General features: G+C 73.2%; 23 protein-coding genes and 1 pseudogene. 12 read left to right on the top strand and 12 right to left on the bottom strand.

The features are described from left to right. Positions 1 to 11 precede the first annotated feature (11 nt). Together ACFYVL_RS12285 and ACFYVL_RS12280 are read right to left on the bottom strand one after the other, a co-directional pair. Positions 12 to 1,343, bottom strand: a complete 1,332-nt coding sequence (locus ACFYVL_RS12285; RefSeq protein WP_389243548.1) for a cytidylyltransferase domain-containing protein — start codon at positions 1,341 to 1,343, stop codon at positions 12 to 14. Next, entirely contained in the window at positions 1,340 to 2,626 is a 1,287-nt protein-coding gene (locus ACFYVL_RS12280; protein WP_389243546.1) for a DUF6716 putative glycosyltransferase, read from the bottom strand. The genes ACFYVL_RS12285 and ACFYVL_RS12280 overlap by 4 nt, the downstream gene beginning before the upstream one ends. A 164-nt stretch (positions 2,627 to 2,790) precedes the next feature. Here ACFYVL_RS12280 and ACFYVL_RS12275 point away from each other — a divergent pair, with 164 nt between their 5' ends. The 5 genes and pseudogenes from ACFYVL_RS12275 (at position 2,791) to ACFYVL_RS12255 (ending at position 6,990) form a co-directional block, all read left to right on the top strand. Then, complete coding sequence (locus ACFYVL_RS12275) at positions 2,791 to 3,798, top strand: glycosyltransferase family 2 protein (protein WP_389243544.1); 1,008 nt, start codon at positions 2,791 to 2,793, stop codon at positions 3,796 to 3,798. Beyond that, on the top strand, positions 3,798 to 5,243 hold the full coding sequence (locus ACFYVL_RS12270; protein WP_389243542.1) for an alpha-2,8-polysialyltransferase family protein: 1,446 nt from the start codon (positions 3,798 to 3,800) through the stop codon (positions 5,241 to 5,243). The genes ACFYVL_RS12275 and ACFYVL_RS12270 overlap by 1 nt, the downstream gene beginning before the upstream one ends. Before the next feature lie 621 nt (positions 5,244 to 5,864). Next, complete coding sequence (locus tag ACFYVL_RS12265; RefSeq protein ID WP_389243540.1) at positions 5,865 to 6,002, top strand: hypothetical protein; 138 nt, start codon at positions 5,865 to 5,867, stop codon at positions 6,000 to 6,002. 25 nt (positions 6,003 to 6,027) lie between these two features. Then, a pseudogene (locus tag ACFYVL_RS12260) lies at positions 6,028 to 6,345 on the top strand (hypothetical protein); the annotation flags it as partial. Positions 6,346 to 6,546: 201 nt separating this feature from the next. Continuing rightward, positions 6,547 to 6,990 carry a nitroreductase family deazaflavin-dependent oxidoreductase gene (locus tag ACFYVL_RS12255; RefSeq protein ID WP_389244175.1) on the top strand — a complete coding sequence of 148 codons (444 nt, stop codon included), beginning with the start codon at positions 6,547 to 6,549 and terminating at the stop codon, positions 6,988 to 6,990. Positions 6,991 to 7,036: 46 nt separating this feature from the next. Here ACFYVL_RS12255 and ACFYVL_RS12250 read toward each other — a convergent pair whose 3' ends face one another. Next, the gene (locus tag ACFYVL_RS12250) at positions 7,037 to 7,780 is read right to left on the bottom strand and encodes a TetR/AcrR family transcriptional regulator C-terminal domain-containing protein (RefSeq protein ID WP_389243539.1); all 744 of its coding nucleotides are present in this window, start codon (positions 7,778 to 7,780) and stop codon (positions 7,037 to 7,039) included. Between the two features lie 60 nt (positions 7,781 to 7,840). Here ACFYVL_RS12250 and ACFYVL_RS12245 point away from each other — a divergent pair, with 60 nt between their 5' ends. Beyond that, complete coding sequence (locus ACFYVL_RS12245) at positions 7,841 to 9,346, top strand: FAD-dependent monooxygenase (protein WP_389243538.1); 1,506 nt, start codon at positions 7,841 to 7,843, stop codon at positions 9,344 to 9,346. Between the two features lie 33 nt (positions 9,347 to 9,379). Next, positions 9,380 to 9,865 carry a MarR family winged helix-turn-helix transcriptional regulator gene (locus tag ACFYVL_RS12240; protein WP_389243537.1) on the top strand — a complete coding sequence of 162 codons (486 nt, stop codon included), beginning with the start codon at positions 9,380 to 9,382 and terminating at the stop codon, positions 9,863 to 9,865. Positions 9,866 to 9,937: 72 nt separating this feature from the next. Here ACFYVL_RS12240 and ACFYVL_RS12235 read toward each other — a convergent pair whose 3' ends face one another. The 6 genes from ACFYVL_RS12235 to ACFYVL_RS12210 all read right to left on the bottom strand — a co-directional run bounded on the left by ACFYVL_RS12235 (position 9,938) and on the right by ACFYVL_RS12210 (position 16,937). Further along, entirely contained in the window at positions 9,938 to 10,876 is a 939-nt protein-coding gene (locus tag ACFYVL_RS12235) for a nitroreductase/quinone reductase family protein (protein WP_389243536.1), read from the bottom strand. A gap of 532 nt (positions 10,877 to 11,408) precedes the next feature. Beyond that, positions 11,409 to 12,638 carry a hypothetical protein gene (locus ACFYVL_RS12230; protein ID WP_389243535.1) on the bottom strand — a complete coding sequence of 410 codons (1,230 nt, stop codon included), beginning with the start codon at positions 12,636 to 12,638 and terminating at the stop codon, positions 11,409 to 11,411. Further along, entirely contained in the window at positions 12,638 to 13,426 is a 789-nt protein-coding gene (locus ACFYVL_RS12225) for an RNA polymerase sigma factor (RefSeq protein WP_389244173.1), read from the bottom strand. Before ACFYVL_RS12225 ends, ACFYVL_RS12230 begins: the two co-directional genes overlap by 1 nt. 339 nt (positions 13,427 to 13,765) lie before the next feature. Then, positions 13,766 to 14,308, bottom strand: coding sequence for a hypothetical protein (locus ACFYVL_RS12220; RefSeq protein WP_389243534.1), 543 nt, complete (start codon positions 14,306 to 14,308; stop codon positions 13,766 to 13,768). A 157-nt stretch (positions 14,309 to 14,465) separates the two neighbouring features. Next, positions 14,466 to 14,975 carry a hypothetical protein gene (locus tag ACFYVL_RS12215; RefSeq protein ID WP_389243533.1) on the bottom strand — a complete coding sequence of 170 codons (510 nt, stop codon included), beginning with the start codon at positions 14,973 to 14,975 and terminating at the stop codon, positions 14,466 to 14,468. 252 nt (positions 14,976 to 15,227) lie between these two features. Further along, positions 15,228 to 16,937, bottom strand: coding sequence for a family 20 glycosylhydrolase (locus ACFYVL_RS12210; protein ID WP_389243532.1), 1,710 nt, complete (start codon positions 16,935 to 16,937; stop codon positions 15,228 to 15,230). Between the two features lie 295 nt (positions 16,938 to 17,232). Between ACFYVL_RS12210 and ACFYVL_RS12205 the strand changes: the two genes are divergently transcribed. The 5 genes from ACFYVL_RS12205 (at position 17,233) to ACFYVL_RS12185 (ending at position 21,338) form a co-directional block, all read left to right on the top strand. Continuing rightward, positions 17,233 to 17,748: a 2-oxo-4-hydroxy-4-carboxy-5-ureidoimidazoline decarboxylase gene (locus ACFYVL_RS12205; protein ID WP_389244171.1), complete on the top strand. Its 516-nt coding sequence runs from the start codon at positions 17,233 to 17,235 to the stop codon at positions 17,746 to 17,748. A gap of 167 nt (positions 17,749 to 17,915) precedes the next feature. After that, positions 17,916 to 18,296, top strand: a complete 381-nt coding sequence (gene sdhC / locus ACFYVL_RS12200) for a succinate dehydrogenase, cytochrome b556 subunit (protein ID WP_389243531.1) — start codon at positions 17,916 to 17,918, stop codon at positions 18,294 to 18,296. A gap of 9 nt (positions 18,297 to 18,305) precedes the next feature. Beyond that, positions 18,306 to 18,785 carry a succinate dehydrogenase hydrophobic membrane anchor subunit gene (locus ACFYVL_RS12195; protein ID WP_389243529.1) on the top strand — a complete coding sequence of 160 codons (480 nt, stop codon included), beginning with the start codon at positions 18,306 to 18,308 and terminating at the stop codon, positions 18,783 to 18,785. Between the two features lie 22 nt (positions 18,786 to 18,807). Continuing rightward, positions 18,808 to 20,562 carry a succinate dehydrogenase flavoprotein subunit gene (sdhA, locus tag ACFYVL_RS12190; protein WP_389243527.1) on the top strand — a complete coding sequence of 585 codons (1,755 nt, stop codon included), beginning with the start codon at positions 18,808 to 18,810 and terminating at the stop codon, positions 20,560 to 20,562. Further along, on the top strand, positions 20,562 to 21,338 hold the full coding sequence (locus ACFYVL_RS12185; protein WP_389243525.1) for a succinate dehydrogenase iron-sulfur subunit: 777 nt from the start codon (positions 20,562 to 20,564) through the stop codon (positions 21,336 to 21,338). Before sdhA ends, ACFYVL_RS12185 begins: the two co-directional genes overlap by 1 nt. A 70-nt stretch (positions 21,339 to 21,408) precedes the next feature. Here the strand turns inward: ACFYVL_RS12185 and ACFYVL_RS12180 are convergent, their stop codons facing one another. The 3 genes from ACFYVL_RS12180 to ACFYVL_RS12170 form a co-directional block, all read right to left on the bottom strand. After that, positions 21,409 to 23,616 (bottom strand): alpha-N-acetylglucosaminidase, encoded by a 2,208-nt coding sequence (locus ACFYVL_RS12180; protein WP_389243523.1) that lies wholly within the window; start codon positions 23,614 to 23,616, stop codon positions 21,409 to 21,411. A 273-nt stretch (positions 23,617 to 23,889) separates the two neighbouring features. Beyond that, complete coding sequence (locus ACFYVL_RS12175; protein ID WP_389243521.1) at positions 23,890 to 24,432, bottom strand: GNAT family N-acetyltransferase; 543 nt, start codon at positions 24,430 to 24,432, stop codon at positions 23,890 to 23,892. Between the two features lie 92 nt (positions 24,433 to 24,524). After that, positions 24,525 to 24,899 (bottom strand): VOC family protein, encoded by a 375-nt coding sequence (locus tag ACFYVL_RS12170; RefSeq protein ID WP_389243519.1) that lies wholly within the window; start codon positions 24,897 to 24,899, stop codon positions 24,525 to 24,527. Between the last annotated feature and the right edge of the window lie 26 nt (positions 24,900 to 24,925).

Raw genomic sequence — 24,925 nt, 5'->3', positions numbered from 1 at the left:
GTGGTCCGGGGCTAGGAGGGCGGGGGTGTTCGGGGAGCCGGGGTCCGGAGGTCCGGGCCGAGGAGCCAGCCGGCGATCTCGCGGATGGCTCCGCTGCCGCCCGGGACGGTGGTCACGGCGCGGGCGGCGGCCCGCACGCCGTCGTGGGCGTTCGCGACGGCCACCGGCCAGCCCGCGAGGGCGAAGCAGGCCAGGTCGTTGACGTCGTTGCCGACGTAGAGCACCCGTGAGGGGTCGATGCCCTGCTCCTCGCACCACTGCTTGAGTGCCAGGTCCTTGCGGTCGATGCCGTGCAGGACCGGGATGCGGAGCTTGCGGGCGCGGGCGGCGACCACCGGGTTCTGCTCGGTGGACAGGGTCAGCAGCGGCATCCCGGCCCTGCGCAGGGCGGCGATGCCCAGGCCGTCGCCCCGGTGCACCGCGACGGTCTCGTGCCCCTCGGCGTCGACCAGTACCCGGTCGTCGGTCTGGGTGCCGTCGAAGTCCATGACGACCGCGTCCACGTCGTCCCGAGTGGGGTGGGCCGCCGGGTCGAGGAGCGGGGCGAGCGCGCGGGCCCGGTCGAGGTCGTGCGGGTCGTCGATCTCCAGGACGCGCGCGGGGTCGGTACGCACCAGGGCGGTACGGCCGAAGAACCGGTGCCGGTGGGTACGGAAGCCGGGGACCGCCATGGCGTAGGCGGCGCCGGTCTCCAGGAGGTCCTGGGGGCGGTCCTGCCGGCGGGGCCGGGTGGCGGGGTCGTGGTTGACGCCGAGGGCGTGCGGGGCGGCGCCGGCCGCGGCGGTGGCGTCCGCCGTGGTGGCGTGCCCCGCGGTGGCGTCCGCCGTGCTGCCGTACGCCGTGCTGCCGTACGCCCCCGGGGCGTCCGCCGCGATGCCCGGGGCCGGTGCCGCCGTGTCCTGCCGCCATACGAAGCCGTGGAAGGGGGCCACCGTCACCGCCGTGTCCGCGCCGTCCAGTACGGCCGCGGCCACGCCCTCGACGTCCTCGCGGGTGACGAAGGGGCTGGTGCACTGCACGAGCAGGACCACGTCCGGCGGGGTGAGGCAGGTGTCCAGCGCGTGCAGCAGGGCCGCTTCGCTGGTGGCGGTGTCGTGGGCCAGTTCGCGGGGGCGTACGACGACCTCGGCGCCCGCGGCGCGGGCCGTCGCCGCGATCGTCTCGTCGTCGGTGGAGACCACCACCTCGGTGACCTGGCGGGCCGCCAGACAGGCCCGGACCGCGCGGACCAGCAGGGGCACTCCCCCGACGGCGGCGAGGTTCTTGCCGGGGACGCCCTTGGAGCCGCCCCTGGCGGGGATCACGGCGAGGACGCGGCGGGTGGTGTTCGGGGGCGGGGTCACAGCTCTCCCATGCGTCGGATTACGGGAGCCACCCGCTGCACTCCGTGCCGGTAGGCGCCCCGGGCCGCGTCCCGCATCGCGTCGCGGACGACCCGGCGCACGCCGGTCAGGCGCTCCGGCGGGGCCTCGTCGAGGCGGTGGCGGGCGAGGATGCCGGGGAGGTAGCCGGTGGCGGTGGCGGAGGTGTAGTAGGGGGCCGGGGGCGGGAGTTGGGGCCGGTCGAGCAATTCGGCGATCTTCGTGCGTACGGAGTGGTACGGGTCGGGCCGGGGCGCCACCCCGTGCCGGGCCAGCCAGCCGGGGTCGGCTGCCGGGCGGTGGCCCTGGTCGAGGCGGTCGAAGGAGGTGAGGCAGCCGGAGCCGAGGAAGTAGTGGTTGCCGAGCGGCTCCCGGACGCCGAGGTCGGTCAGGACGGCCGTCGGGATGCCCCGGTGCAGGGACTCCAGGGCGGCGGTGGAGCTGACGGTCGCCAGCAGCCCGGTCCGGTCGAGCACCTCGCCCATGTGGCCGTAGGCGAGACGGAAGTTGGGCGGCGGGGCGAGGTCGCGGACGAGCCTCTGGTAGGGCAGTTCCTCGATGTGGGTGGTGTGCTCGCCGGGCCTGCTGCGGAGCTTGAGGACGACGTCGCGGGCGGGGTGCAGCCGGGCGTGGCCGACCAGCCGGCGCAGCAGATAGGCGCGGTCGGACCGCTTCTCGGGCACGGAGGGCTGTGCCGCGAAGACGAGCGCGTCGGCCCTGCCGTCGTACGGGGCGCCGCCCAGGAAGGGCAGGGCGGCCTCGGTCACCGCACCGGCGTCGGCGCCCACGCCCTCGTACACCTCCCGGAACCGCTCCGCGTCGTACGGGGAGTTGGCGAGCACCAGGTCGGCGCCGTGGCGCAGCAGGAGGCCGTCGGCGAGCTTCTCGTAGACGACTCCGACGTAGCCGGTGACCAGGACCGGGCGCCGGGCGGGGTGCGGCCAGAGGTGGGCGAGACCGTGCAGCATGGCCTGGACGGAACCGCCGACCAGGGCGAGGACGATCACGTCGTAGGGCCCGGTGCGCACGAGGTCGATGAATTCGGTACCGGTCACCTCGCGCGGCGCGGCCACGGAGCTGGCCACTTCGGTGAGCTGGCGCGAGGTGGGCGTGGCACGCCCCCGCAGCAGAAATCCGGTGATGTCCGCACCGGAGTCGTCGCCAACTGTCCGGCGTGCGGTGAGCGCACCCCATTTCCAACGGGTGTCCGAATCCGCGAGTACGGCCACTCGCAGAGAATTACCGCTTCTTGTTCTGGCTGGCACGACGAGAAAACTAGAGAACGGTTCCGGTGCGCGGCCCAACTCGGCAGCAACAGCCGGTTAACAGCAATCGACAGCCGGATTCGGCGGGCTTTGCACGAGGTGATTCACCTTTGATCCATGAGCAGTTCACCCCCCATCCGTCCCCGCGCCCTAATGTCCGCCGCGTGGTCAAGCTCTCCGTCGTCGTGCCGTTCTACAACGTGCAGACATACGCCCCAGATGCCCTGCGAAGTCTGCGTGCCAACGCGCGCGACGACTTCGAATTCCTACTCGTCGACGACTGTTCGACGGACGAGACCCCGGAGCTCCTGCGCCGTGCGGAACGTGAACTCCCGGGGGCGGTACTGCTGAGAAACGAGCGCAACGGCGGGCTGGCGACGGCGCGCAACACGGGGCTCGACGCGGCGCGCGGCGAGTACCTGGCCTTCCTGGACGGGGACGACTGGCTCGCCCCCGGCTACTACTCCCAACTCGTCGACACCATTGAGAAGTTGGGGTGCGACTTCGTGCGCACGGACCACGTCGTGTGCACCGGGCGCAGCCGTTCGGTGCAGCGGGTGCCGCACGGCAGGCGCGGCGAGGCGATGTCGCCGCGCGAGGCGATCCTGCCCGCCGACCGGTCCACCTCGGTGGACTACGCGTACGCCTGGGCCGGGATCTACCACCGCCGCCTGCTGGACCGGGGCCTGCTGCACTTCACGGACGGGCTGCGCACGGCGGAGGACCGGCCGTGGATCTGGCGGCTGCACCGGGAGGCGGAATCGTTCGGAGTGGTCGGTCTGCTGGGTGTTTTCTACCGCCGGGGAATTTCCTCCTCGCTCACCCAGATCGGGGACGTACGACAACTGGATTTCATCCGCGCTTTCGATCAGGTACTGGAGGAAACGGCCCGGGATGCGGACGCGCGTTCCCTTCTTCCGAAGGCGGTACGCACCTACTGCGCGATTATTTCCCACCATGTGGCCGGCGCGGAGGATTCGAAACGATTCGAACCGGCGGTGGCCAGGAAATTGCGTTCGATGAGCTCGGCGGCACTGCGGCGAATGCCGCAGGGAATCCTGGCCGAGGCACTGAACTCGATGGACGCGGACCGGGCGGGCCGGCTGCGGAAACTGCGGCGGGGACTGAGCACGGCCCCGAACCGCCGGACCGGTACGGGGGCGGCGGCCTGATGACAGGGACGACCACGAGCGGCGCGACGGCCGGGACCGCGAACGGCCGGACGGCCGCGACCACGAGCGGCGCGACGGCCGGGAGCGGGGCGACGGCCGGGAGCGCGGGCGGGGCGACGACCACGCAGATCTTCCTGGCCTCGACCCCGTACGGCACGGCCACCCTCGCCGCCGCCATCGACAGCGGCAGCTTCCCGCCCGCCGACCGCCGCATCCTGCTGGCCAGCAACAACGCGACCACCCCCGAGACCACCCCGGCCCTGACCGAGTCCCCCGTGCTCGACCGGCTGCGCACGCGCTTCGACGACGTACTGGACTGGAACGCGACGATCGCCCCGATGCACCCGGGCGGCTGGACCCCGCGCGCGGACGATGTCCCCCTGTGGGAACGGCAGTTGAGGCGCGAGTGGGGGATCGCCGCCGACGAGCGGCTCTCCCTGGTCCTGGAGTCGCTCCAGGTCGCCCCCGCGCAGGCCGTCGCCCAGCTCTTCCCGGACGCCCCCATCGACGTCTACGCGGACGGCCTGATGAGCTACGGCCCGACCCGCAACAAGCTGGACCCGCTGGTCGGCGGGCGGGTGCGCAGGCTCCTCCACCTGGACCTGGTGCCGGGGCTGCGTCCGCTGCTGCTGCGCGAGTTCGGGGTCGAGCCGGAGCTCGTGCCGACGGAGTCGTTCCTGAAGGTGCTTGCCGAACTGACCGAGGATGCGGGCGACGCGGGCGACCTGGCCGAGCCGTCCGAGCAGCCGGCCCTGCTGCTCGGCCAGTACCTCTCCGCGCTGTCGATCCTCACCCCCGAGGAGGAGGAGGAACTGCATGTGCGGATGCTGCGGGGCGCGGTGGCGCGCGGGCACCGGCGGGTGGTGTTCAAGCCGCACCCCTCCGCGCCGGCCCGCTGGTCGCACCTGCTGGAGCGGGAGGCGGAGGCGCTCGGTGCCCAGCTGACCGTGTTCGACGCGCCGTTGCTGGCGGAGGTGCTGTTCCGGCGGCTGCGGCCGGCGCTGGTGGTCGGCTGCTTCTCGACGGCCCTGTTCACGGCACACGCGCTGTACGGGATCCCGGTGGCCCGGGTGGGTACGGAGGTGCTGCTGGAACGCCTCACCCCGTACGAGAACAGCAACCGCATTCCGGTGACGCTGGCGGACGCGCTGCTGCCGGACCTGGAGGGGGCGGGGGACGGCGTCCTCCCGGAGACCGACCCCGCGCCGCTGGTCGCGGCGGTCGGGTACGCGATGCAGCCGCAGATCCTGGCGTCGCGCCGGGCGGACGCGGAGGAGTACCTGCGCGAACGGTACCTGCGGGAGCGGTTCGCCCGGCGGTACTTCAAGCGGAGGCGGTTGACGGCGCTGGGGCTGCCGGGGGGGCTGCCGCGGAGGCTGGCGTTCGTGCCGAGGAATCCGACGGTGCGGAGGCTAGCCCGCCACGCCCGCAAAGTCCTCCACTAACCCCCGCTCCCCCGTGGGCCCAGGGGCCACCTTTGCCCCGCCCCGCCCGCCCTCCGTGGGCACAGGGGCCGCCTTGCCCCACCCCGCCCCGCCCTCCGTGGGCACAGGGGCCGCCCCCCTGGGGCGGAACGGGTGGGCACGGGGGGCGGCCCCCGACCCCGGCCCACCCTCTCCGCTCCCGGCCCGCCCCGGAAAGCGTGCGCCGGACGCGCCATGGGTGCGGGGCGTCCGGCGGTGGGGGTTCGGCTCCGCCGGGGTGGACGGGGCCGGAGGGTTCGGCTCCGCCGGGGGCCGCCCCCTTGCCCGCCCGTCCCGCCCCCGGGGGGCGGCCCCGCCGCCCAAGGGGGCGGGAGGGTGGGGGGGGGGAAACGGCGCGGCGCCGCCGCCCAAGGGCGGGGGTGGGAGCGGCGCGGCGCCGCCGCCCAAGGAGGCGGCGGCGAGAGTGGGGTGGGAAAGGGCGCCCCGCCGCACACGCGCCCGGTCGGCCGATACCCCAGTACGACACGGGAGTTCGGCCCGTGGTGTGACGCCGGGGACCCCTTCACGGCCGTACCTTCCCCCACGAGCCCGAAGTGTCCGCCACCGTCCGCCCGTCCGCCCCACCGGTGAGGGGAGCCCGTCATGTCCGCACCACTGCCCCGCCGTCTCGTCGTCCTCGCTGTCGTCGCCCTGCTCCTCCAGTTCGCCCTGCTGCACGCGCTGTCCTCGGCGGGGCCCGAGCCGCCGCCTTCCCCTCCCGCGGCGACGGTCGGACGATGAGAGCCTGACCGGTCCGCCGGGGCCGGTGGGAAAGGGGCCGACCGTGACGCAGCAGCGCAAGAGCCTGTACGAGCACGCCGGTGGCGACGAGGCGATCCACCGGGTCGAGGAGATCTTCTACACGAAGGTGCTCGCCGACCCCGTACTGCGCACCCTCTTCCGGGAACGGAAGCCGCACCACGTGGAGCATCTGACCTGGTTCACCGCGGAGTCCTTCGGCGGGCCCGCCCGGTTCTCCGACTCCCTGGGCTTCGGTCATCTCATCGACGCGCACCGGGACCTACGGATCACCGACGTGCAGCGGGACCGGTTCGTCGCGCTGTACCTGGAGTCGCTGGACGAGGCGGGGCTGCCGGACGACGTCCCCTTCCGGACCGCGTTCCGCAACCACCTCGAATTCGGGGCCCGGGTCGCCCAGCAGAACTCGCACGCCCGGACGGACGAGGACCTGCATCCGCTGCGCGAGGTGCCACAGTGGCAGTGGCCCCCGACCGGGGACCGGCAGGACCAGGACACGCAGGCATCAGCGGAAGCGGAGACTCCCATGAGCGGCACGAGCGAGCAGGTCCGCATCAGCCCGACCGGCTGGGTCGCCGAACAGGCCGAGCTCTACGAGTCGTCGGGCGGCACGGAGGGCACCACCATCCACGGCGCGCCGTGCCTGCTGCTCGACTACACGGGGCGGCGCACCGGCACCGTGCGCCGGACGGTGCTGATCTACGGCAGGGACGGCGACGACTACCTGATCGTCGCCTCGAAGGGCGGCTCGGACTCGCACCCGCTGTGGTTCCTGAATCTCCGGGACAACCCCGAGGTGCGGCTGCGGGTGGAGACGGAGAGGTTCCCGGCCCACGCCGAGGTGCTGTCGCCGCGGGAGAAGGCGCGGGTGTGGCCCGCGCTGGTCGAGCTGTTCGCCCCGTACGCCGAGTACCAGCAGAAGACCGACCGGGACATCCCGGTGGTCCGGCTGCGCAGGACCAAGGTCTGAGCGCCCGGGGCCCGGCCACCGCGGCCGGCCCCCGGCCGGCCTGCCGCTAGCGGGGGCCGGGGCGGTCGCCGCCACCGGTGCGCAGCACCGCCCCGATCCCCGCCACCACGGCCGTCAGCCCCAGTTCGAAGCCCTCGTCGCCGGCGGCGAAGAGCGCGGGGCCCGACCCGGCCGCCAACGGGTACGCGGCCAGCCGCTCGGCACGGGCCGCGAGGTCGTACCCCCCGGTGCCGCCCGATCCACCGGTTCCCCCGGTTCCCCCGGGCCCTCCGGTCGTGCCCGCTCCCCCGGGCGCGTCCGCCTCCCCACCGCTCGTGAACGGCACCACCGACTGCTCCTCGATGACGTACCCGATCGTGTAGCCGTACGCCGTGAACCAGGCCCGGGACGCGCCTTCCGGGGTGAAGCCGTCGTCCACCAGGGCGCGGAGGTGGGCCTCCATCGGGGCCGCGTACGTCAGGTCGGTGAAGTGCGTGCCGCTGTAGACCTTCGCGCCGTCGCGGTAGCGCAGCAGGTGCCCGCGCATTCCGCGCATCGCGCCGCTCAGGGCGTCGTGCCAGCTCAGGCCGTCCGTGTGGCCCAGGAACTCGGCGGTCATCCGGCGCATCATCTCGGTGGCCATCTCGTCGAGCAGCGCCTGCTTGTTCTTGAAGTGCCAGTAGAGGGCGGGGGCCTTGACCCCCAGTTCGTCGGCGATGGCGCGCAGCGTCAGACCCTCCAGGCCCACCTCGTTGAGGAGGCGCAGGGCGGTCTCGGCGAGGAGTTTCCGGTCGAGTTTCGTCGTAGCCACAGGGACAACCTAACCTGCACGCCCTTGACAACTTAACAGCGTTAAGCGAATCCTGGAGCCATGGAACTTAACAACGTTAAGGACTCGGTGCGCGAGACGTCGGTGGTCGTCGTCGGCGCCGGTCCCACCGGTCTCGCCCTCGCCGTCGACCTGGCCCGGCGCGGTGTCCGCGCACTCGTCCTGGAGCGCTCCGGCCACCTCTTCCCCGGTTCGCGCGGCAAGGGGCTCCAGCCGCGCACCCTGGAGGTGTTCGACGACCTCGGCGTGATCGACGCCGTACTGGCCGCGTCCGCACCGGCCCCGCTGGGCATGGCCTGGCGGACCGACGGCACACGCCTCGGGGCGTACGACTTGTTCGGCGACAGCACGGAACCCGGCGCGGCCGAGCCGTACTCGGGCCGCCCGCGCCTCCTCCCGCAGTGGCGGACCCAGGAGATCCTGTACGCACGGCTGCGCGAGCTGGGCGGGGAGGTCGTCCTCGGCGCGGAGGTCACCGGGCTGCACCAGGACGACACCGGTGTGACCGTGACGATCGCCCCCGCCCCCTCGACCGCGTCCACCACCACGACCGCGCCCGTGCCCACCGCCGTCCGTGCCGCGTACGCCGTGGCCGCCGACGGGGGCCGGAGCACCGTGCGCCGCCTGCTGGGGGTGGCGATGACGGGCGAGACCGTCGACCCGGCCCCCTTCCTGGTGGCCGACGTCCGGCTGCGGCCCGCCGCGCTGGACCGGCTGAGCTGGCACTCCTTCCCCGAGGCGGCGGGCGGTCTGCTCGCGATGTGCCCGCTGCCCGGCGTCGAGGACTTCCAGCTCGTCGCCCGGTACGCGGACGAGGAGGCGGTCCCCGACCCCACCCCCGACGGGCTGCGCAAGCTGATCGCCGCCCGCACCCACCTCACCCCCGACGACGTGCTCGACGTGCCGTGGGCCTCCGCCTACCGGCCGCGCGCCGCCCTCGCCGACAGCTTCCGCGAGGGCAGGGTCCTGCTGGCGGGCGACGCCGCGCACGTCCACTCCCCGGCGGGCGGCCAGGGACTCAACACCGGCGTCCAGGACGCCTACAACCTCGGCTGGAAACTCGGCCGGGTACTGACGCACGGCGCCGGCCCCGCCCTCCTCGACACCTACGCGCAGGAGCGCCGCCCCGTCGCCGCCGCCGTGCTCGGCCTCTCCACCCGGGTCCACCGCGGCGAGCAGCGGCGCGGCCGGGCCACCCAGCAGCTGGGCCTCAACTACCGCGAGAGCCCGCTGTCCCAGGGCGCGGCGGGCGCCCTGCACGCCGGTGACCGCGCCCCGGACGGTCCGCTCCCCGACGGCCGCCGCCTCTTCGACGCCCTGCGCGGACCGGACTTCGCCCTGCTCGCGGTGGGGGTGCCGGCCCCGGGCGGGCTGCCCGTCGCGGTGCACGCGCTGCCCGCGTACGAGCCGTACGGCACCGGACTGTTCCTGGTCCGCCCCGACGGGTACGTGGGGTGGGCCTCGGACGGCGACCCCGCCGGGCTGGCGGAATGGCTGCACGGAGTCGGCGCCGGGAGGGACGTACGGGCGGGCGCACAAGGTGCTTGACCTCAAGCGGAGTTGAGCTTCTACGTTCTTCGCATGACCACTTCGAGCAACACCCCGACGCCCTTCGCCCCCTCCCACGACGACGCCGGCCTCGCCGCCCAGCCCATCGGCTACTGGGCGAACGCGGCAGGTGAGGCGGTCGTCCGCAACATCCGCTCCGCCCTCGCGCCCCTGGGTCTGACCCAGCCCGCGTGGTGGGTGCTGCACCACCTCAGCGAGCGGCCCGAGGGCTGGGGGCGCACCGAGCTGACCGAGTTCCTCCGCTACTACCCGGGCCCCGGCGACGACCTGCCCGGCGACATCGACAGCCTCGTCGCACGGGGTCTGGTCGCCCAGGACGCGGGGGGCCACCTGCTGCGCACCGACTCGGGCGCGGAGCTGTACTCCCGCGCGGCGGCCCGGCAGGTGGAGCTGCGCCGGCAGACCCACGAGGGCATCGAGGACGAGGAGTACGCCCGCGCGCTCAAGGTCCTCCAGCGCATGATCTACAACGTGAAGGGCGACGCGTGGCACCACTGAGCGACGGGCGCCCGGCCCCGGGGTTCCTCGCCCCGGCCCCGGGCGCCCGTACCGCTCCCCCGCCCCCGCCGGCTAGCGGCCCGGCATCGGGACGTCCGCGAGGATCGGCAGCAGCCACTTCTCCTCGTGGTCGAGATGGGCGGTCAACTCCCGTGACATCCGGTCGAGTTCCGCCATGAACCGCACCGGGTCCGCGTTGGTGTGGTCGGCCAGCAGTGCGACCAGTTCGCCCTTGAGGCGTGCCATCTCCCGGTGTTCCTCGCTCATCCGGGCCAGCACGTCGGCGAGTTCGGGGTGGTGACGCAGGATGCCGGGGAAGACGCCCGCGTCCTCGCTCCGGTGGTGGAAGTCGAGCGTCTCGCAGAAGGCGAGGCAGTGCTGCCGGATCTGGAGGCCCAGACCGGGCAGCGTCGGCGCCCCCGGCTCCTGCCGGGCCGCGAAGTGGGCCGCCGCCTCCTTCGTCACGTGTGCGAGCTGGCCGCGCAGCCAGGTGTGGATCTCCACGATCTTGTCGGCCAGCGTCCGGACCTCGACCGGCCCGGACTCCGGGAAGTGGTCGGCGCGTTCGAGCAGGACGACGGGCAGGATTCGGCTGGTGCCGCGCTGGTAGTCGCCGTAGCCGGGCTCCGCCGCGACGATGTGCGCGAAGAGTTCGTCGCGCCGCGCCCCCTCGGCGGGGACGGCCACCGCCTCGTACTCCTCGGTGCCGATCTCGACGGTGACGGTGGGTCGGGCGAGGAGGTTGTGGTACCAGGCGGGGTGCCGGTCGGCGCCCGCGGCGGAGGCGACGACCATCAGGTGCTCGCCGTGGCGGACGTACCCGAGCGGGTTGGTGGTGCGCTTGCCGGACTTCGCGCCGGTGGTGGTGAGGAGGAGCAGGTCACCCCCTTCGAAGGGGCCGCCGACGCGTCCCTCGTTGGCGCGGAACTCCTCGATGACGGACTGGTTGAAGGGGTTGGGGTGGGTGCTGCTGGTGTCAGTGGTGCTGCTGGTGCTGCTGGTGCTGCTCATGCTGGGTGTGACTCCCGTACGGACGTGCCGCCGGACGGCGCGCGCACCGGCGGGCCGCCGGGAACAGGACACGGGGCATCGGTGGGCGCGACGACAGGCGTGGCGGAAATGCTTGAGGAAGGTGGGTGGCGGATGCGCCACGGCGCGGGAGAACCGAGGTCCCGCGGTGAAGGTGCTGGCTGAACTGCCGGCCGGCCCACTGCTCAGTGGCCGGCGTCCCGCTGCACGCCGCCATTAGAACCACGCCCGCGGACACCCGTCAAGACGAAACGGGGCAGGGCGCGGGGCCCCGGCGGGGCGGAGGGAAGGGGAGAAAGGGAGGCGCGGGCAGGACCGGGGGAACGAATCCCGCCCGCGCCAGGTGCGCAGAGCCGTAGGTACGGGGGGAACCCCGGCTCGTGCGCAGCCGATGACCAGTCGGCTCACTCTCTACAGCGCCACTGCCTCGAAAAGCGTCACACCCAGCGGGCCCGCCCGGACGCATTGTCTTGCACGTCACACGTGGTGCGGGCGGCCCGGACCGGCCGGTGGCTCAGACGTACGCGGGCCGGGCCGGCGGGGCGGCGGGGAGGGCGGGGGCGGCCGGGGTGGTCAGCAGGGCCCGGTGTGCGGTGGCGCGGGGGCCGACGGGGGCGCGCTGCGGGGTGCCCCGGCCGCTGCGCAGCTGGTTGCCGCCCGCGCCGTCGGCGACGCCTTCGCCGCCGTTTCCGTTGCCGTTGCCGTTCCCGTTGCCGGGGGCGTTGTCGCCGCCTCCGGATCCGCTTCCGTTTCCGTCCCCGGAACCGTTGCCGCCGTGGTCGCCGCCGTTGCCGTCGGAGGGGGCCGGGCCGGGGCGGGTGCCGCCCGCGCCGCCCAGCAGCCGGTCGCAGAAGGCGGTGATCTCCGCGGCGCCCTTGGCCTGGGTCTCCAGGTATCGCTTGAGGTGGTCGGGCAGCCGTCCGGCCCGGTGGTCCCGGCAGGCCTTGACGGTGCGCTGGCGCCAGTCGCCCGGGAGTCTGCCCTGCGTACCGGAGCCCTCGGCCTTGTCGTTGCCGGAGCCGCCCGCCGCGGACGCGTGGTCGGAGGGGCTCGACGAACCGGCGTCGGAGGTGTCGCCCGAGCCGTCGGCGGAACCGTTCGCCGCGTCCTCGCCGCGGTCCTCGCCGGTGGCGCCGCCGGTCGCCTCGGGGGCGGTCGACGGGTCCTGGGCGGCGGTGCCCGGCGAGCTGTCCGCGGACGGGTCGCCGACGTGCTCGCCGCGTTCCGGATCGGAGTCCGCCTGTACGTCGGGGTCGGCCTCGGCCATGTCCTGGCCGTCCGGGCTGGCCGCCGCCGAGACGGAGACCGCGGGCTCGGGCGAGGACTTGCCGAACGGGGTGGGCAGCACCCCCGCGCCGGCCGCCACCGCCACCCCGCCGAGCGCACCGGCCGCGAGCGCGGTGACCAGGCCGAGGCGCACCGGACGGCCCCAGCGGGAGTGCCGCCGGGCCCGCACGGTGCCGGAGCGGGACTGCCGGAAGGCGGCCAGTGCGGCGGCCTCGCCGGGGAGTTCGCCCGTACCCGCGAAGGGACCGGAGGAGGCCGCGGGGCCGAGGCCCTCACCCGCGCGCAGTGCGTCGAGGGCGTCGGCGAGCCGTTCGGCGCCGGGGCCGCCCGCCGGGATCGCGCGGCCCGCACCGGACGTGCCGTCGGCCGGGCCCGCGGCGGCGTCGGCTTCCGCGTCGCCGCGCAGCAGCCGCTCCGCGGCGTCCTCGTCAAGCCACTCGTAGCGCTCGTCGGCCATCACATGTCCTTCTGCGTCCGCGCGCACGATTGCGTCACACCGTTCGCGCCGTTCATCCCGTGCGGCGCATAGCCGTGCCCGTGGTCGTAGGTCTGCTCGTGTCCGTTCGTCCGATGGGTCGTACGGGGGGCTCCGGCCGCCGCGGCGGGGCGCCGGTCCCGCTGCGGCGGCACTCCGTCCAGCTCCGTCGGCCGGCCCTGCGCCCGGCCCGAGGGGGCGGGTCCGTCCGGCGGGTCGGGCTGGCTGCCGAGCAGTTCGGCGAGCCGCTTGAGGCCCCGGTGGGCGGCCGTGCGCACCGCGCCGGGCCGCTTGCCGAGGGTCTGCGCCGCGCTCTTCGCGTCCAGCCCGACGACGACGCGCAGCACCACGGCCTCGGCCTGGTCCTGCGGGAGCTGGGCGATGAGGGCCATGGTGCGGCCGGTCGCCAGGGACTCCAGTGCCTCGCCCGCGGTGTCCGACTCGGCGGGCTTCTCGGTGAGCTCGGTGTCGTCGCCGCCGACGGCGGGGCGCCGGCCGCGCATCCGGATGTGGTCGAGCGCCCGGTTGCGGCCGATCCGTGCCGCCCAGCCCCGGAACCGGTCCGCGTCGCCGCTGAACCGGTGCAGGTCGCGGGCGATCTGCAACCAGGCCTCGGAGGCGACGTCCTCCGCCTCCAGCTCGCCGACCAGTGTGCGTACGTAGCCGAGCAGCCGTGGCTGCACGGCCCGGTACACGGTTCTAAAGGCCTGCTCGTCGCCGCCCTGCGCCGCGAGTACGGCGGCGGTCAACTCCGCGTCGTCGCCCAGCACCATCTCAACCTGTCCCCAGTCGATGCTGGTCTCTCATGGCGCACCACCCCAGCGCGAATGTGCACGCTACGACGTCGAAGGGCGATTCGTCCATGACTTGTACAACGTGCAACGAGCTGCTGACCCACCGAGGTGTGACAGAAAACGCACTCGCGGCGCTGAGGGGAGTACGGGCTCGTCGCACAGCCCGTGCGGACAGACGGCCGGGGTCACTCCTGTGGGGGGTGGCGGCCCCGGCCGTCCTACCGCCCCTTCCCGGCCGGCCCCCGGACACGCTTCCGCCCGCAGTGCTTGCGGCTCCTGTCGGCCCCGCGTCCCCCGCCGGCCCCGCGCGCCCGGTCAGCTCCTGCGGGCCCTGCGGGCCGCCGCCGCCCTCAGTACCCGCTTCCCCTCGTCCGACTGGGCCAGCACGGCCCGCAGTCCGTCGCCCTCGCCCGCGAGCAGGTCGAGCAGGCGTTCCTGGCGGCGCAGTTCGCCGGTGGCGAGCGGGCCGCCGTCGCGGTCGCCGTCCAGGTGGCGGTGGACGGCCAGGGCCGCCCGGGAGCACTCCTGGGCCCAGTCGCGCAGTTCCGCCGCCTGGTACCTGCGCGGTACGTCGGCGGCCCTGCGCAGCGCCTCGGCCGGAGCGAAGTCCGTGTCGCCGACGGACGCGACCACCCGGGCCGCCGCCGCGCGCAGCGTGCCGAGCCAGGCCTCGCCGCCCTCGGCGGCCTCCCACAGCGGGCGCAGCGCGGTGTCCGTGTCCTCGGCGCCCGCGGGCCTTCCGGGGACGTACTCCAGCAGCGGGATGCAGCGGTCCAGGCAGGCCAGCGCGCTCACCGCGAGACCGCGCTCGTCCGCGCGGCCGATCCGCTCCGTCAGTTCCCCCAGCGTCAGACTCACGCGTTCTCCTCGACACCACGGCACGTACGACAGGACGGCCCGCCCGGTGCGGACCTCTTCCTCCGTCTGCGTACCGGGGCCGGATTACGTCACAGGGGGTGCGTGGCGGCACACGCGGGGGCGGGGCCCCTGCCGGCACCCCGCCCCCGCCAAAACGTCACTGCCGCGCCAGTCCCAGCGCGTCCAGGAACTGGCCGAAGAGTTCCTCGGCGACCGGGTCGGCCTCGGCCTGCAGCACGTCGACGAGCGGTCCGGGCGCCACCTCCCGGCCCGTCTCGGCGGCCCACGACACGGCCTTGTCCGCCGCGTCCCGGGCCGACAGGAACAGGTCCTCCAGCAGCAGCCCGTCCGCCTGGAGGTATCCGGCCATCGCCTCGCGTCCGAGGCAGGCGAACCACGAACCGCCCTCCGGAGCCGCGGCCTCCACGACCACGCAGTCACTGCCCATCACGAACGCGAACAGCGCGGGCGCCCCGGTGTCCCGGCACACGCCGCGCGCCAGCGCACCCATGTCACCGACCTCCGGCTCGCTCGGCCGCTCCCACACCTGCCAGCCACCCGCACGCTCGTCGTAGAGCGCGAGGTCGTCCCTGACCTCGGCCAATGCTTCCAACTCCGAGAGCGGCCCGGTGTTCTTCCCCACGACGAAGTAACCCCAGAAACCCATTTGCTCCACTCCCCCCACGCGTTGACCTCAAGAGGCTCAAGCCTCACCCGGACCGAGCCCGATCAGCCAGTTGCGCACGTATCCACCACAGTCCTGGCACATTGTGCCCACATGACGGGGAGTCATGGTGCCCAGGCCGGGGATGCGGTCCGAATCACACCCCACCCCCGGCCCGAATCGCACTCCGCCCCGATCCGTCCCGATCCGTTCCGGGTACATACCGGTCGGCCGGTCCGCAGAGTTCCGGGTTCGTCACTCCACGTCGTCGGCCAGCTTCCGGAAGCCCTCCCACTTCATGGCCGGCTTGCGCGGGTCCCACAGCTTCTGCGCCACCGCGCGCAGCGGCAGCCGCACCCCCGCGGCGACCTGCGCCCGGCTCTGCGCGTCGTGGTAGTCGCACCACACCGCGAGCTGGCCGCCGGTGATCTGCGCGTCGTAGCGCGCCGGGACGGTCTCGCTGTGCCGCAGCACCCGCGGCGTCCACTCGTCGTAGATGCGCCGTCCGGTCGGGTACTGGAAGGTGTTGGGCTCGCCGAGCACGTAGTAGAGGTACTCGTCGTTCACGTTGAGCACCTTGCGGCCCTCGCGCAGGTACTCCTCGGGGGTGCGGGCGCCGATCTCCTTGCCCGTCCAGTAGGCGACCTCGCGGGTCTTGGGCGCGTCCACCACGCCGCCCCGGAAGTACCCGTCGTTCCAGGCCCGGACGTCGGTCTTGCCGTGTGCCGCCACCGTCCTGGCCCGGTCGTTCAGCCAGCCGGTGGCCAGGTCCTGCACCCGGGCCCGGGGCCCGTACTTCCGCTTGGCCTCGGCGGCCAGCCGGGGGTAGGTGGCCTCCGGGTCGCTCACCGTCAGGGCCCGGTACTCGTCGCCGCCCAGGTGCCAGTACGAGCCGGGGAAGAGCTTCGCGTACTCGGTGAGCAGCTCGTCCACGATCCGCGCGGACTTCGGGTTCGCGATGTCCACGGCGCCGCGCGAGGCCCTGCCCGAGACGCTGCGCAGCTGGAGGCCGGGGTGGGCGGCGATGACCGAGCCCAGGTGTCCCGGCGAGTCGATCTCGGGGACCACGCGGATGTGCCGGGAGGCGGCGAGGGCGACGATCCGGCGGACCTCGGCCTGGGTGAGGTGGTCCTTGGAGACGACCTCGGGGTGCGAGGCGGAGGCGATCCGGAAGCCCTGGTCGTCGGAGAAGTGCAGGCCGAACTCGTTCAGCTTGAGGTCGCCCATCTCGCGGATGCGGTCCTCGATCCAGGCGGCGTCGAAGTGCTTGCGGGCGGTGTCGAGGGCGAACCCGCGGCGCGGCTTGGCGGGCGCGTCCCGGAGCACCCCGTCCGCGAGGCCGCCGCCGGAGCGGACCGCCTGCTTGAGGGTGCGGGTGCCGTAGAAGACCCCGGCCTCGTCGCCGCCGGTGATCCGCACCCGGCCGTCGCGGACGGTCACGGTGTACGACTCGGGCTTCCCGGCCGGGCCCATCGCCAGCTCCACGTCACCGGCCCCGGCCGGCACGCCCTGCGCGTACTCCTTCTTCAGCTCGCCCGCGAGCAGCCGGCCCTCGTCGGCGAGGGCGGCCTCGCTGCCCGCGGCGACGACGACCCGGGTGCCGGCGGCGGGCCGCCAGCCGGTGCCCGCGCCGCGGGCGGGGGCGCTCACCTCGCGGACGAACGGGATGGTGCGCGGCGGCCCGGTCACCGGGCGGGTCGGCGCGGCGCTGGGCGTGACGGCGGGCGGCTTGGAGTCGCCGTCGGCGTGCGGGTCGCCGCCGGAGCGGGTGGCGGCGGTCGGTGCGGTGACGGACGGCGCGGCCTGCGGCCGGTCCCCGGAGTCCGGCCAGGCGGCGACCGTCACGGTGGTCGCGGCGGCGAGGGCGACGACCGCGCCGGTCACCAGCACGCCGCGCGACACCGCCGGCCGCTGCCTGGGGGCCCGCCGTTTCCCCGGCCCCTGCGTCCCTCGGGAATTACTCATCCGTGCCCAACTTTCGCGTATCTCGCAAACTGCACTCAACTAGCCCGAAAGTACGAGTTCTTAGTCAAAAAGCCGTCTACCACTCGCGCATAAACCCTCCCGTTCGGATGAAATTCGTGCATCCGTCGGACACTTCCATCCTCCGCTCGATAGCGTTTACGGGCCTGCCGTCCGGCCCCACCCGGTCCTCCACTCAAACAAAGGAAGCACGCTGCACCCCTCCGCCTCCCTGACAACGAGCGGCCGTGACCGACAGTCGCCCCGGACCGGCAGCCCGGCGTCACCTTCCGATCGCCTGCCGTCACCTTCCGGTCATCTGTCGCCCCCGACCGCCCTGGACCGGTTCAACGCGGCCCCGGCGCACCTGGTCGAGGCCGCCCTGCTCACCTGCTGCCACAGCCGCCGCTGGGCCGAGCGGCTCGCCGCGCACCGCCCCTACCCGGACCCGGAGGCCCTGCTCGCCGCCGCCGACGAGGCCTCGTACGACCTCTCCGTCGCCGAGGTCGCCGCCGCGCTGGCCGCCGAGGACTCGCCCGGACCGCGCGCGGACACGCCGCAGGCCGCACTCACCGCGCTGCGGGCCGCCCACGCCGCGTACGAGAGTCGTTTTGGTCACGCTTTCGTGATCTGTCTGGACGCCTTCGCGGAGTCCGAGCGGCTGGACCAGATCCTCGCCGGAATCCGCCACCGGCTGGGCAACGAGCCCGACGAGGAGCGCGCGGTCGCCGCCGATGAGCTGCGCGGACTCGCCCGGGGCCGGCTCGGCAGGGCGGTGGGCGCGGCGGCCGGACCCGGGGCGGGCTTCCAGTAGCCCGTCCGTGGCTGTTTGATTGCCTGTTTGATCACACCGGAGGCCCCCGCGCGAGGGAACCGACAAGTCGTCGCTACGATGACCGGGGCCGGTGGACCGTACCCGGCCGGGTCAGACCGACATACCGAGCCGGCCGACCCCAATCCCCGCTCCCGGAGGGTATTTCCGTGCCGGCTGGAACGCTGTATCGCGGCCGGGAAGGCATGTGGTCCTGGGTGGCTCATCGAGTCACCGGCGTCCTCATCTTCTTCTTCCTGTTCGTACACGTCCTCGACACCGCTCTCGTCCGCGTCTCTCCCGAGGCGTACGACGATGTCGTGGCCACCTACAAGACCCCGCTCGTGGCCTGCCTCGAGTACGGCCTTGTCGCCGCCATCCTGTTCCACGCGCTGAACGGCCTTCGGGTCATCGCCGTGGACTTCTGGTCCAAGGGCCCCCGCTACCAGAAGCAGATGCTCTGGACCGTGCTGGGCATCTGGATCGTGCTGATGGTGGGCGCCCTGTACCCCGTGCTCGGTCACGCCGTACGCGAAGTCTTCGGGAGCTGAGTCAAGACCATGTCCACTGAGACCTCTTCCGCAGGCGTCGGCCCCGTCGAGGGCGTGTCGCTCTACGACGTCGACAACCCGGCGCCGGTCATCGAGCCGCCGCGCAAGCGCACCTCGAAGACGCCCCGCTCGACCCGCACGAACTTCGAGCTGTACGGCTGGCTGTTCATGCGCCTGTCCGGCGTCGTGCTCGTCGTCCTGGTCATCGGCCACCTGCTGATCCAGCTGGTGCTCGACGGCGGCGTCAGCAAGATCGGCTTCGCCTTCGTGGCCGGCCGCTGGGCCTCGCCGTTCTGGCAGGCCTGGGACCTGATCATGCTGTGGCTGGCCATGCTGCACGGCGCCAACGGCCTGCGTACCGTCATCAACGACTACGCGGAGAAGCCGGGCACGCGCTTCTGGCTGAAGAACCTGCTGTACACCGCCACGGTGTTCACCGTCCTTCTGGGCACGCTGGTGATCTTCACCTTCGACCCGAACATCCGCTAGGCCCGGGGCTGAGGCAACCAAGATGAAGATTCACAAGTACGACACCGTCATCGTCGGCGCCGGTGGCGCGGGCATGCGCGCGGCCATCGAGTCGACCAAGCGCAGCCGCACCGCCGTGCTGACGAAGCTGTACCCCACCCGGTCCCACACGGGCGCCGCGCAGGGCGGCATGGCCGCCGCGCTGGCGAACGTGGAGGAGGACAACTGGGAGTGGCACACCTTCGACACGATCAAGGGCGGCGACTACCTGGTCGACCAGGACGCCGCCGAGATCCTGGCGAAGGAGGCCATCGACGCGGTCCTCGACCTGGAGAAGATGGGCCTGCCGTTCGGCCGCACGCCCAAGGGTGAGATCGACCAGCGCCGTTTCGGCGGTCACTCCCGCAACCACGGCGAGGCCCCCGTCCGCCGCGCCTGCTACTCGGGCGACCGCACCGGCCACATGATCCTCCAGACCCTCTACCAGAACTGCATCAAGGAGGGCGTGGAGTTCTTCAACGAGTTCTACGTCCTCGATCAGCTCATCGTGGAGGAGGACGGCGTAAAGAAGTCCGCGGGCGTCGTCGCGTACGAGCTGGCCACCGGCGAGATCCACGTCTTCCAGGCCAAGTCGGTCATCTACGCCTCGGGCGGCACCGGCAAGTTCTTCAAGGTGACCTCCAACGCGCACACCCTGACCGGTGACGGCCAGGCCGCGTGCTACCGCCGCGGGCTGCCGCTGGAGGACATGGAGTTCTTCCAGTTCCACCCGACGGGCATCTGGCGCATGGGCATCCTGCTGACGGAGGGCGCCCGCGGTGAGGGCGGCATCCTCCGCAACAAGGACGGCGAGCGCTTCATGGAGAAGTACGCGCCGGTCATGAAGGACCTCGCGTCCCGTGACGTCGTCTCCCGCTCCATCTACACCGAGATCCGTGAGGGCCGCGGCTGCGGTCCCGAGGGCGACCACGTCTACCTCGACCTCACGCACCTCCCGCCGGAGCAGCTCGACGCCAAGCTCCCGGACATCACCGAGTTCGCGCGCACGTACCTCGGCATCGAGCCCTACACGGACCCGATCCCGATCCAGCCGACCGCGCACTACGCCATGGGCGGCATCCCGACGAACGTCGCGGGCGAGGTCCTCTCGGACAACACCACCGTCGTCCCGGGCCTGTACGCCGCCGGTGAGGTCGCCTGCGTCTCCGTGCACGGCGCCAACCGCCTCGGCACCAACTCGCTGCTCGACATCAACGTCTTCGGACGTCGTGCGGGCATCGCGGCTGCCGAGTACAGCCACAAGAGCGACTTCGTCGAGCTGCCCGAGGACCCCGCCTCGCAGGTCGTGGAGCAGGTCGAGCGGCTGCGGAACTCCACCGGCACCGAGCGCGTGGCCGCGCTCCGCCAGGAGCTCCAGGAGACGATGGACGCCAACGTGATGGTGTTCCGCACCGAGCAGACGATCAAGACGGCGGTCGAGAAGGTCGCCGAGCTGCGCGAGCGCTACAAGAACGTGTCCGTCCAGGACAAGGGCAAGCGCTTCAACACCGACCTGCTGGAGGCCATCGAGCTGGGCAACCTGCTCGACCTGGCCGAGGTCATGGCGGTGTCCGCGCTGGCGCGCAAGGAGTCCCGCGGCGGTCACTACCGCGAGGACTTCCCGACCCGCGACGACGTCAACTTCATGCGCCACACCATGGCGTACCGCGAGGTCGCGGCCGACGGCACCGAGTCGATCCGGCTCGACTACAAGCCGGTCGTCCAGACCCGCTACCAGCCGATGGAGCGTAAGTACTGATGGCTACCCCGACGATGGACAAGGCGGAGGCCGCGGGCAAGCCCGAGGCGGGCTTCGCCGACTCTCCGTACATCACGGTCACCTTCCGGATCCGCCGCTTCAACCCCGAGGTGTCCGAGGACGCCCAGTGGCAGGACTTCGAGGTGGAGATCGACCCGAAGGAGCGCGTGCTCGACGCCCTTCACAAGATCAAGTGGGACCAGGACGGCACGCTGACGTTCCGCCGCTCCTGCGCGCACGGCATCTGCGGTTCGGACGCCATGCGGATCAACGGCAAGAACAGGCTCGCCTGCAAGACGCTGATCAAGGACATCAACCCGCAGAAGCCGATCACGGTCGAGGCCATCAAGGGCCTGACGGTCCTCAAGGACCTGGTCGTGGACATGGACCCGTTCTTCCAGGCCTACCGCGACGTGATGCCCTTCCTGATCACCAAGGGCAACGAGCCGACCCGCGAGCGCCTGCAGTCCCCCGAGGACCGCGAGCGCTTCGACGACACCACCAAGTGCATCCTGTGCGCCGCGTGCACGTCCTCGTGCCCGGTGTTCTGGAACGACGGCCAGTACTTCGGCCCGGCGGCGATCGTCAACGCGCACCGCTTCATCTTCGACAGCCGTGACGAGGGCGGCGAGCAGCGGCTCGAAATCCTCAACGACAAGGACGGTGTGTGGCGCTGCCGCACCACGTTCAACTGCACGGACGCCTGTCCGCGCGGCATCGAGGTCACCAAGGCGATCCAGGAAGTGAAGCGCGCGCTGATCACGCGTCGCTACTGACCTTCCCGGTCCGCCGCCGAGGGCCCGCCCCCGTACTCCGTGTACGGGGGCGGGCCCTCGGCATGTCCCGTCACCGGGTGCGGTGGACCTCCCGGGCGATGGCGACGATGTCACCGGTGGGGGTCGTGCGGTACGGCGGATGCGTCCGCACCCAGCGCTCCTCCAGCGCGTACCAGTCGACGGCCCGCGGGTCCCTCCCCTCGGCGAGGGCCGCCGCCAGCTCGGCGAAGTAGGTCTGCCAGCGCAGCGCGTAGAGGCCGCCGACCAGCCCCGCCCACTCGCGGTTGGCGTAGTCGCGCAGCCCGCCCTCGTCGGCGCCGGAGCGGTGGCCCCAGACGGTGAGCAGCGACAGCGCGTCCCGGGCCAGCCGGTCCTTCTCCGCCCGGTCGGCGCCCCACGAGCGGGCGTCGGCGATCCACCGGCCGACCAGATGGCGGGGGTCGGTGGACACCGTCCGCTCCAGCAGCCGCATCGCCTCGGCCCACTCGCCGGTGAGCCGTCCGAACAGCACCCGGTCCCCGGCCTCGTACGCCGCCCTGATGCGGGGCAGCAGCACCCGCGAGCGGTGCGAGAGGGTCTGCCGGGTGACGTCCATCAGGTCGTAGCGGTACGCGGAGGACTGCCGCAGCCGGTGCGGTACGGCCAGCAGCGCGGGCAGCGCGAGGGCGAACTCCTCGGGGTCGTAGCGGAACCCGCCGGGCGACCAGGAGGCGGCGGAGGTCGCGGTGAGGGAGGGGCGGGCGCCGAACAGCCCGTCGTGGCCCTCCGCCCAGGAGTCGGCGCGGGTGGTGCCATAAGCGGTGCGGCGCAGTACGTCCCAGGCTTCGGCGGCGTGCGCGTCCGGGGCTCCGTACCGCTGCACGGACCAGTCGCGGAACCACTTCTCCAGGGAGAGCGGGCCCTCGGTCCAGGCCAGGTCGGAGAAGAGGGCGAAGGCGGCCGGGTTGTTGTCGGCGGCCTCCGGCATCAGCGCGATGCCGGCCAGCGCGCTGCCGGGCCTGGTGCGCCACTGGTCGTAGAGGCGCGCCCAGTCGGGGGTGTTGGCGCCCATCGTCGTATGGCCGCCGAAGTTCCAGATGGAGCCGAAGGCGTACGGGGTGGAGCCCCAGGACTGCTCGCGGTCGGTGACGTTCGGGAAGCGGTCGGAGAGGCCGTCGACGATGAGCATCCGGCTGCGGTCGACGGCGTCGACGATCTCCCGGCGCGGGTTGGTCTGCCAGCCGAGGATGTTCCAGATCGCGCCCGGGTGGGCGGTGCGCAGGGCCGTCTCGACCGCCCTGGCGGCCTCGCCGACGGGGACGTCGCCCGGCCGGCCGCCCTCGTGCAACAGGTCGATCTTGTACATGGTGCTGGCGCCGAACAGCTCCTCCTGCACCCGGTAGAAGGTCGCCGCGACCGCCCGGAACTCCTTCCCGCGCGGGTCCAGCCAGTCCGGCCGCGCGAACCCCACCCAGTCGCCCTGCGGGACCAGGTGGGCACCGGGGTGGCGGTCGGCGAACCCGGGCGGGACGGTGCCGAAGTAGCCGGGGAACACCGGGGTCATGCCCAGCTCGCGCAGCCGGTCCGCGATCCGCCGGCCGAGCCGGGCACGGGCGGCCAGGAGACGGGCGGAGACCGGGCCGCCGAAGCCGGACATGTTCTGCAGCAGCCACCAGGGCTGGTGGGCGGGGCCCGGGATCCACTCGGCCAGCTCCGCCTCGGTGTAGCCGTGCTGACGGAACGTCCGCTGGTAGACGGAGTCCGCGCCGAGGTAGACGAGGACCTCGTTGTAGCCGTGCAGGGCGAGCAGGTCCAGCTCGCGCTCCCAGTAGTCCCAGTCGTGGTACGGGCCGGTGTAGCCGTCGTTGGTGTCGTTGAGTGCGAACCGGTGGGCGACGTTCGCCGCTCTGGTGAGCGGGGCGGGTACGGCGGGCAGCCGGGCGGGCAGCAGCGCGGTCTGCTCGCCGTTCCAGGACAGGTGCGCGTGCGCGACCGTGCGCAGGTAGGTGTGGAACCCGGTGAGCTGAACGGCCGGGGTGCTGCCCTCGACGAGGATGCGGCCGGTGCGGCCGGTCACCCGGAAGACGTCCGCACCGTCCTTGCGGGGGACGGTGCGGAAGGTGACCTGGCGGTGGTGCCGGGGCAGCAGCCGTGCCAGGGCCTCGGCGGCGGCCCCGGCACGGGCGGCGGGGGCGGCGGGTACGGCGCCGGGAGCGGCCCCGGCGGGGGTGGCCCCCAGGGCGGCGATGCCCGCGGCGGCGGGGGCGGCGGTCAGCAGCGTGCGACGGGAGAGACGCATGATTCCTCCGGGACGGCTGGACGGTCTCCCGAAGGAACCAGCACGCCCCGAGGGGGTCAAGGGACACTCCCACGCGGACCCTTGGACTCTTCCCAAAGCCCCCACCGGGCCCGGCCGACGCCCCCCGGAACACCCGGCCCGAGCCCCTGGGACTTCCACGGCACCCGCCCGAACCCGCCGCCGCCTTCGCGCCACCCGCCCGAACCCGCGGACACCTCCGCGGCACCCGCCCGAGCCCCCGCCGCCGCGCGTCCCGTCGTCACCGGGCGCCGGTCACCACTTCAGGGTCGGCTTCCACTCCTCCGCCAGCAGCCCGAGCAGCACCTCGTCCAGGAACTCGCCCATCACCCAGGCCGAGGACCGCAGCACGCCCTCCCGGACGAACCCGTTGCGCTCGGCCGCCGCCAGCATCGCCGCGTTGTCCGCCAGCGTCTCGATCTGGAGCCGGTGCATCCCGCGCGCCACGAACCCGTAGTGGCACAGCACGCCGACCACGTCCGTCCCGTACCCCTTGCCGCGCGCGGCGGGCCGCAGGCCCATGCCGATGTGCGCGGAGCGGCTGTGGGTGTCGATGCCCCACAGCGTCGCCATGCCGACCAGCGTGTTGCCCTCCAGCTCCACCACGGAGAACTGGACCAGTCCCTCCCGGGAGTCGTCCACCGCGAGGCGCGGGTCCTTCGTGCCGGGCGTGAGCGGGCGCCAGGGCGCGGACTCGGCCCGCGACCCGTTGACCACGTCGTCGTACAGCTCGGAGTGCAGGACCGGTATGTCTTCCTGGTGGCGGGCCCGCAGCCCGACCTTGTTGCCTTTGAGCATGCAGGCTTCCTATCCGACCGGCCGGGACGCGGCAACCGAGGGGTCCGGCCGGACGGCCCCGGCGCGTACGTCCGGGTGCGGGCCGGGGCCGGTCAGTGCAGGCAGAGGCAGAACGGGTGCCCGGCCGGGTCCGCGTAGACCCGCCAGTTGGCTTCCGGCCGCACCTGGTCCGTGCGCTCCAGCACGGTCGCCCCGAGCGCGAGCGCCCGCTTCTCCTCGCCTTCGAGGTCGTCCACGTCGAAGTCGAGGTGCAGCTGCTGCGGGCGGCCCTGCCCCGGCCACTCGGGCGGCTGGTAGCCGTCCACCCGCTGGCAGGCCAGCGGCGTCCCCTCGAACCCGTGCACCTCGACCCAGTCCGGCTCCCCGGGGTCCTGCACGACACGGCCGCCGAGCAGCTCCGCGTAGAACTCCGCGAGCCGTACCGCATCGGCACAGTCCAGCGCGACGGCCTGCAGCTTTCGAATCACTTCCGCAACTCCTCGCTCGTGGGCAC

It is taken from the genome of Streptomyces sp. NPDC004111 (genome assembly GCF_042874215.1).
GTDB lineage: Bacteria > Actinomycetota > Actinomycetes > Streptomycetales > Streptomycetaceae > Streptomyces.
The sequence above is the reverse complement of the archived record's forward strand: the minus strand, read 5'-3'. Positions and strand labels throughout refer to the sequence as shown.

Coding starts and splice junctions, on each gene's coding strand:
- ACFYVL_RS12270 (WP_389243542.1), top strand. CDS start 3,798: ATGACAGGGACGACCACGAGCGGCGCGACGGCCGGGACCGCGAACGGC.
- ACFYVL_RS12265 (WP_389243540.1), top strand. CDS start 5,865: ATGTCCGCACCACTGCCCCGCCGTCTCGTCGTCCTCGCTGTCGTCGCC.
- ACFYVL_RS12255 (WP_389244175.1), top strand. CDS start 6,547: ATGAGCGGCACGAGCGAGCAGGTCCGCATCAGCCCGACCGGCTGGGTC.
- ACFYVL_RS12245 (WP_389243538.1), top strand. CDS start 7,841: ATGGAACTTAACAACGTTAAGGACTCGGTGCGCGAGACGTCGGTGGTC.
- ACFYVL_RS12240 (WP_389243537.1), top strand. CDS start 9,380: ATGACCACTTCGAGCAACACCCCGACGCCCTTCGCCCCCTCCCACGAC.
- ACFYVL_RS12235 (WP_389243536.1), bottom strand. CDS start 10,876: ATGAGCAGCACCAGCAGCACCAGCAGCACCACTGACACCAGCAGCACC.
- ACFYVL_RS12230 (WP_389243535.1), bottom strand. CDS start 12,638: ATGGCCGACGAGCGCTACGAGTGGCTTGACGAGGACGCCGCGGAGCGG.
- ACFYVL_RS12215 (WP_389243533.1), bottom strand. CDS start 14,975: ATGGGTTTCTGGGGTTACTTCGTCGTGGGGAAGAACACCGGGCCGCTC.
- ACFYVL_RS12210 (WP_389243532.1), bottom strand. CDS start 16,937: ATGAGTAATTCCCGAGGGACGCAGGGGCCGGGGAAACGGCGGGCCCCC.
- ACFYVL_RS12195 (WP_389243529.1), top strand. CDS start 18,306: ATGTCCACTGAGACCTCTTCCGCAGGCGTCGGCCCCGTCGAGGGCGTG.
- sdhA (WP_389243527.1), top strand. CDS start 18,808: ATGAAGATTCACAAGTACGACACCGTCATCGTCGGCGCCGGTGGCGCG.
- ACFYVL_RS12185 (WP_389243525.1), top strand. CDS start 20,562: ATGGCTACCCCGACGATGGACAAGGCGGAGGCCGCGGGCAAGCCCGAG.
- ACFYVL_RS12180 (WP_389243523.1), bottom strand. CDS start 23,616: ATGCGTCTCTCCCGTCGCACGCTGCTGACCGCCGCCCCCGCCGCCGCG.
- ACFYVL_RS12175 (WP_389243521.1), bottom strand. CDS start 24,432: ATGCTCAAAGGCAACAAGGTCGGGCTGCGGGCCCGCCACCAGGAAGAC.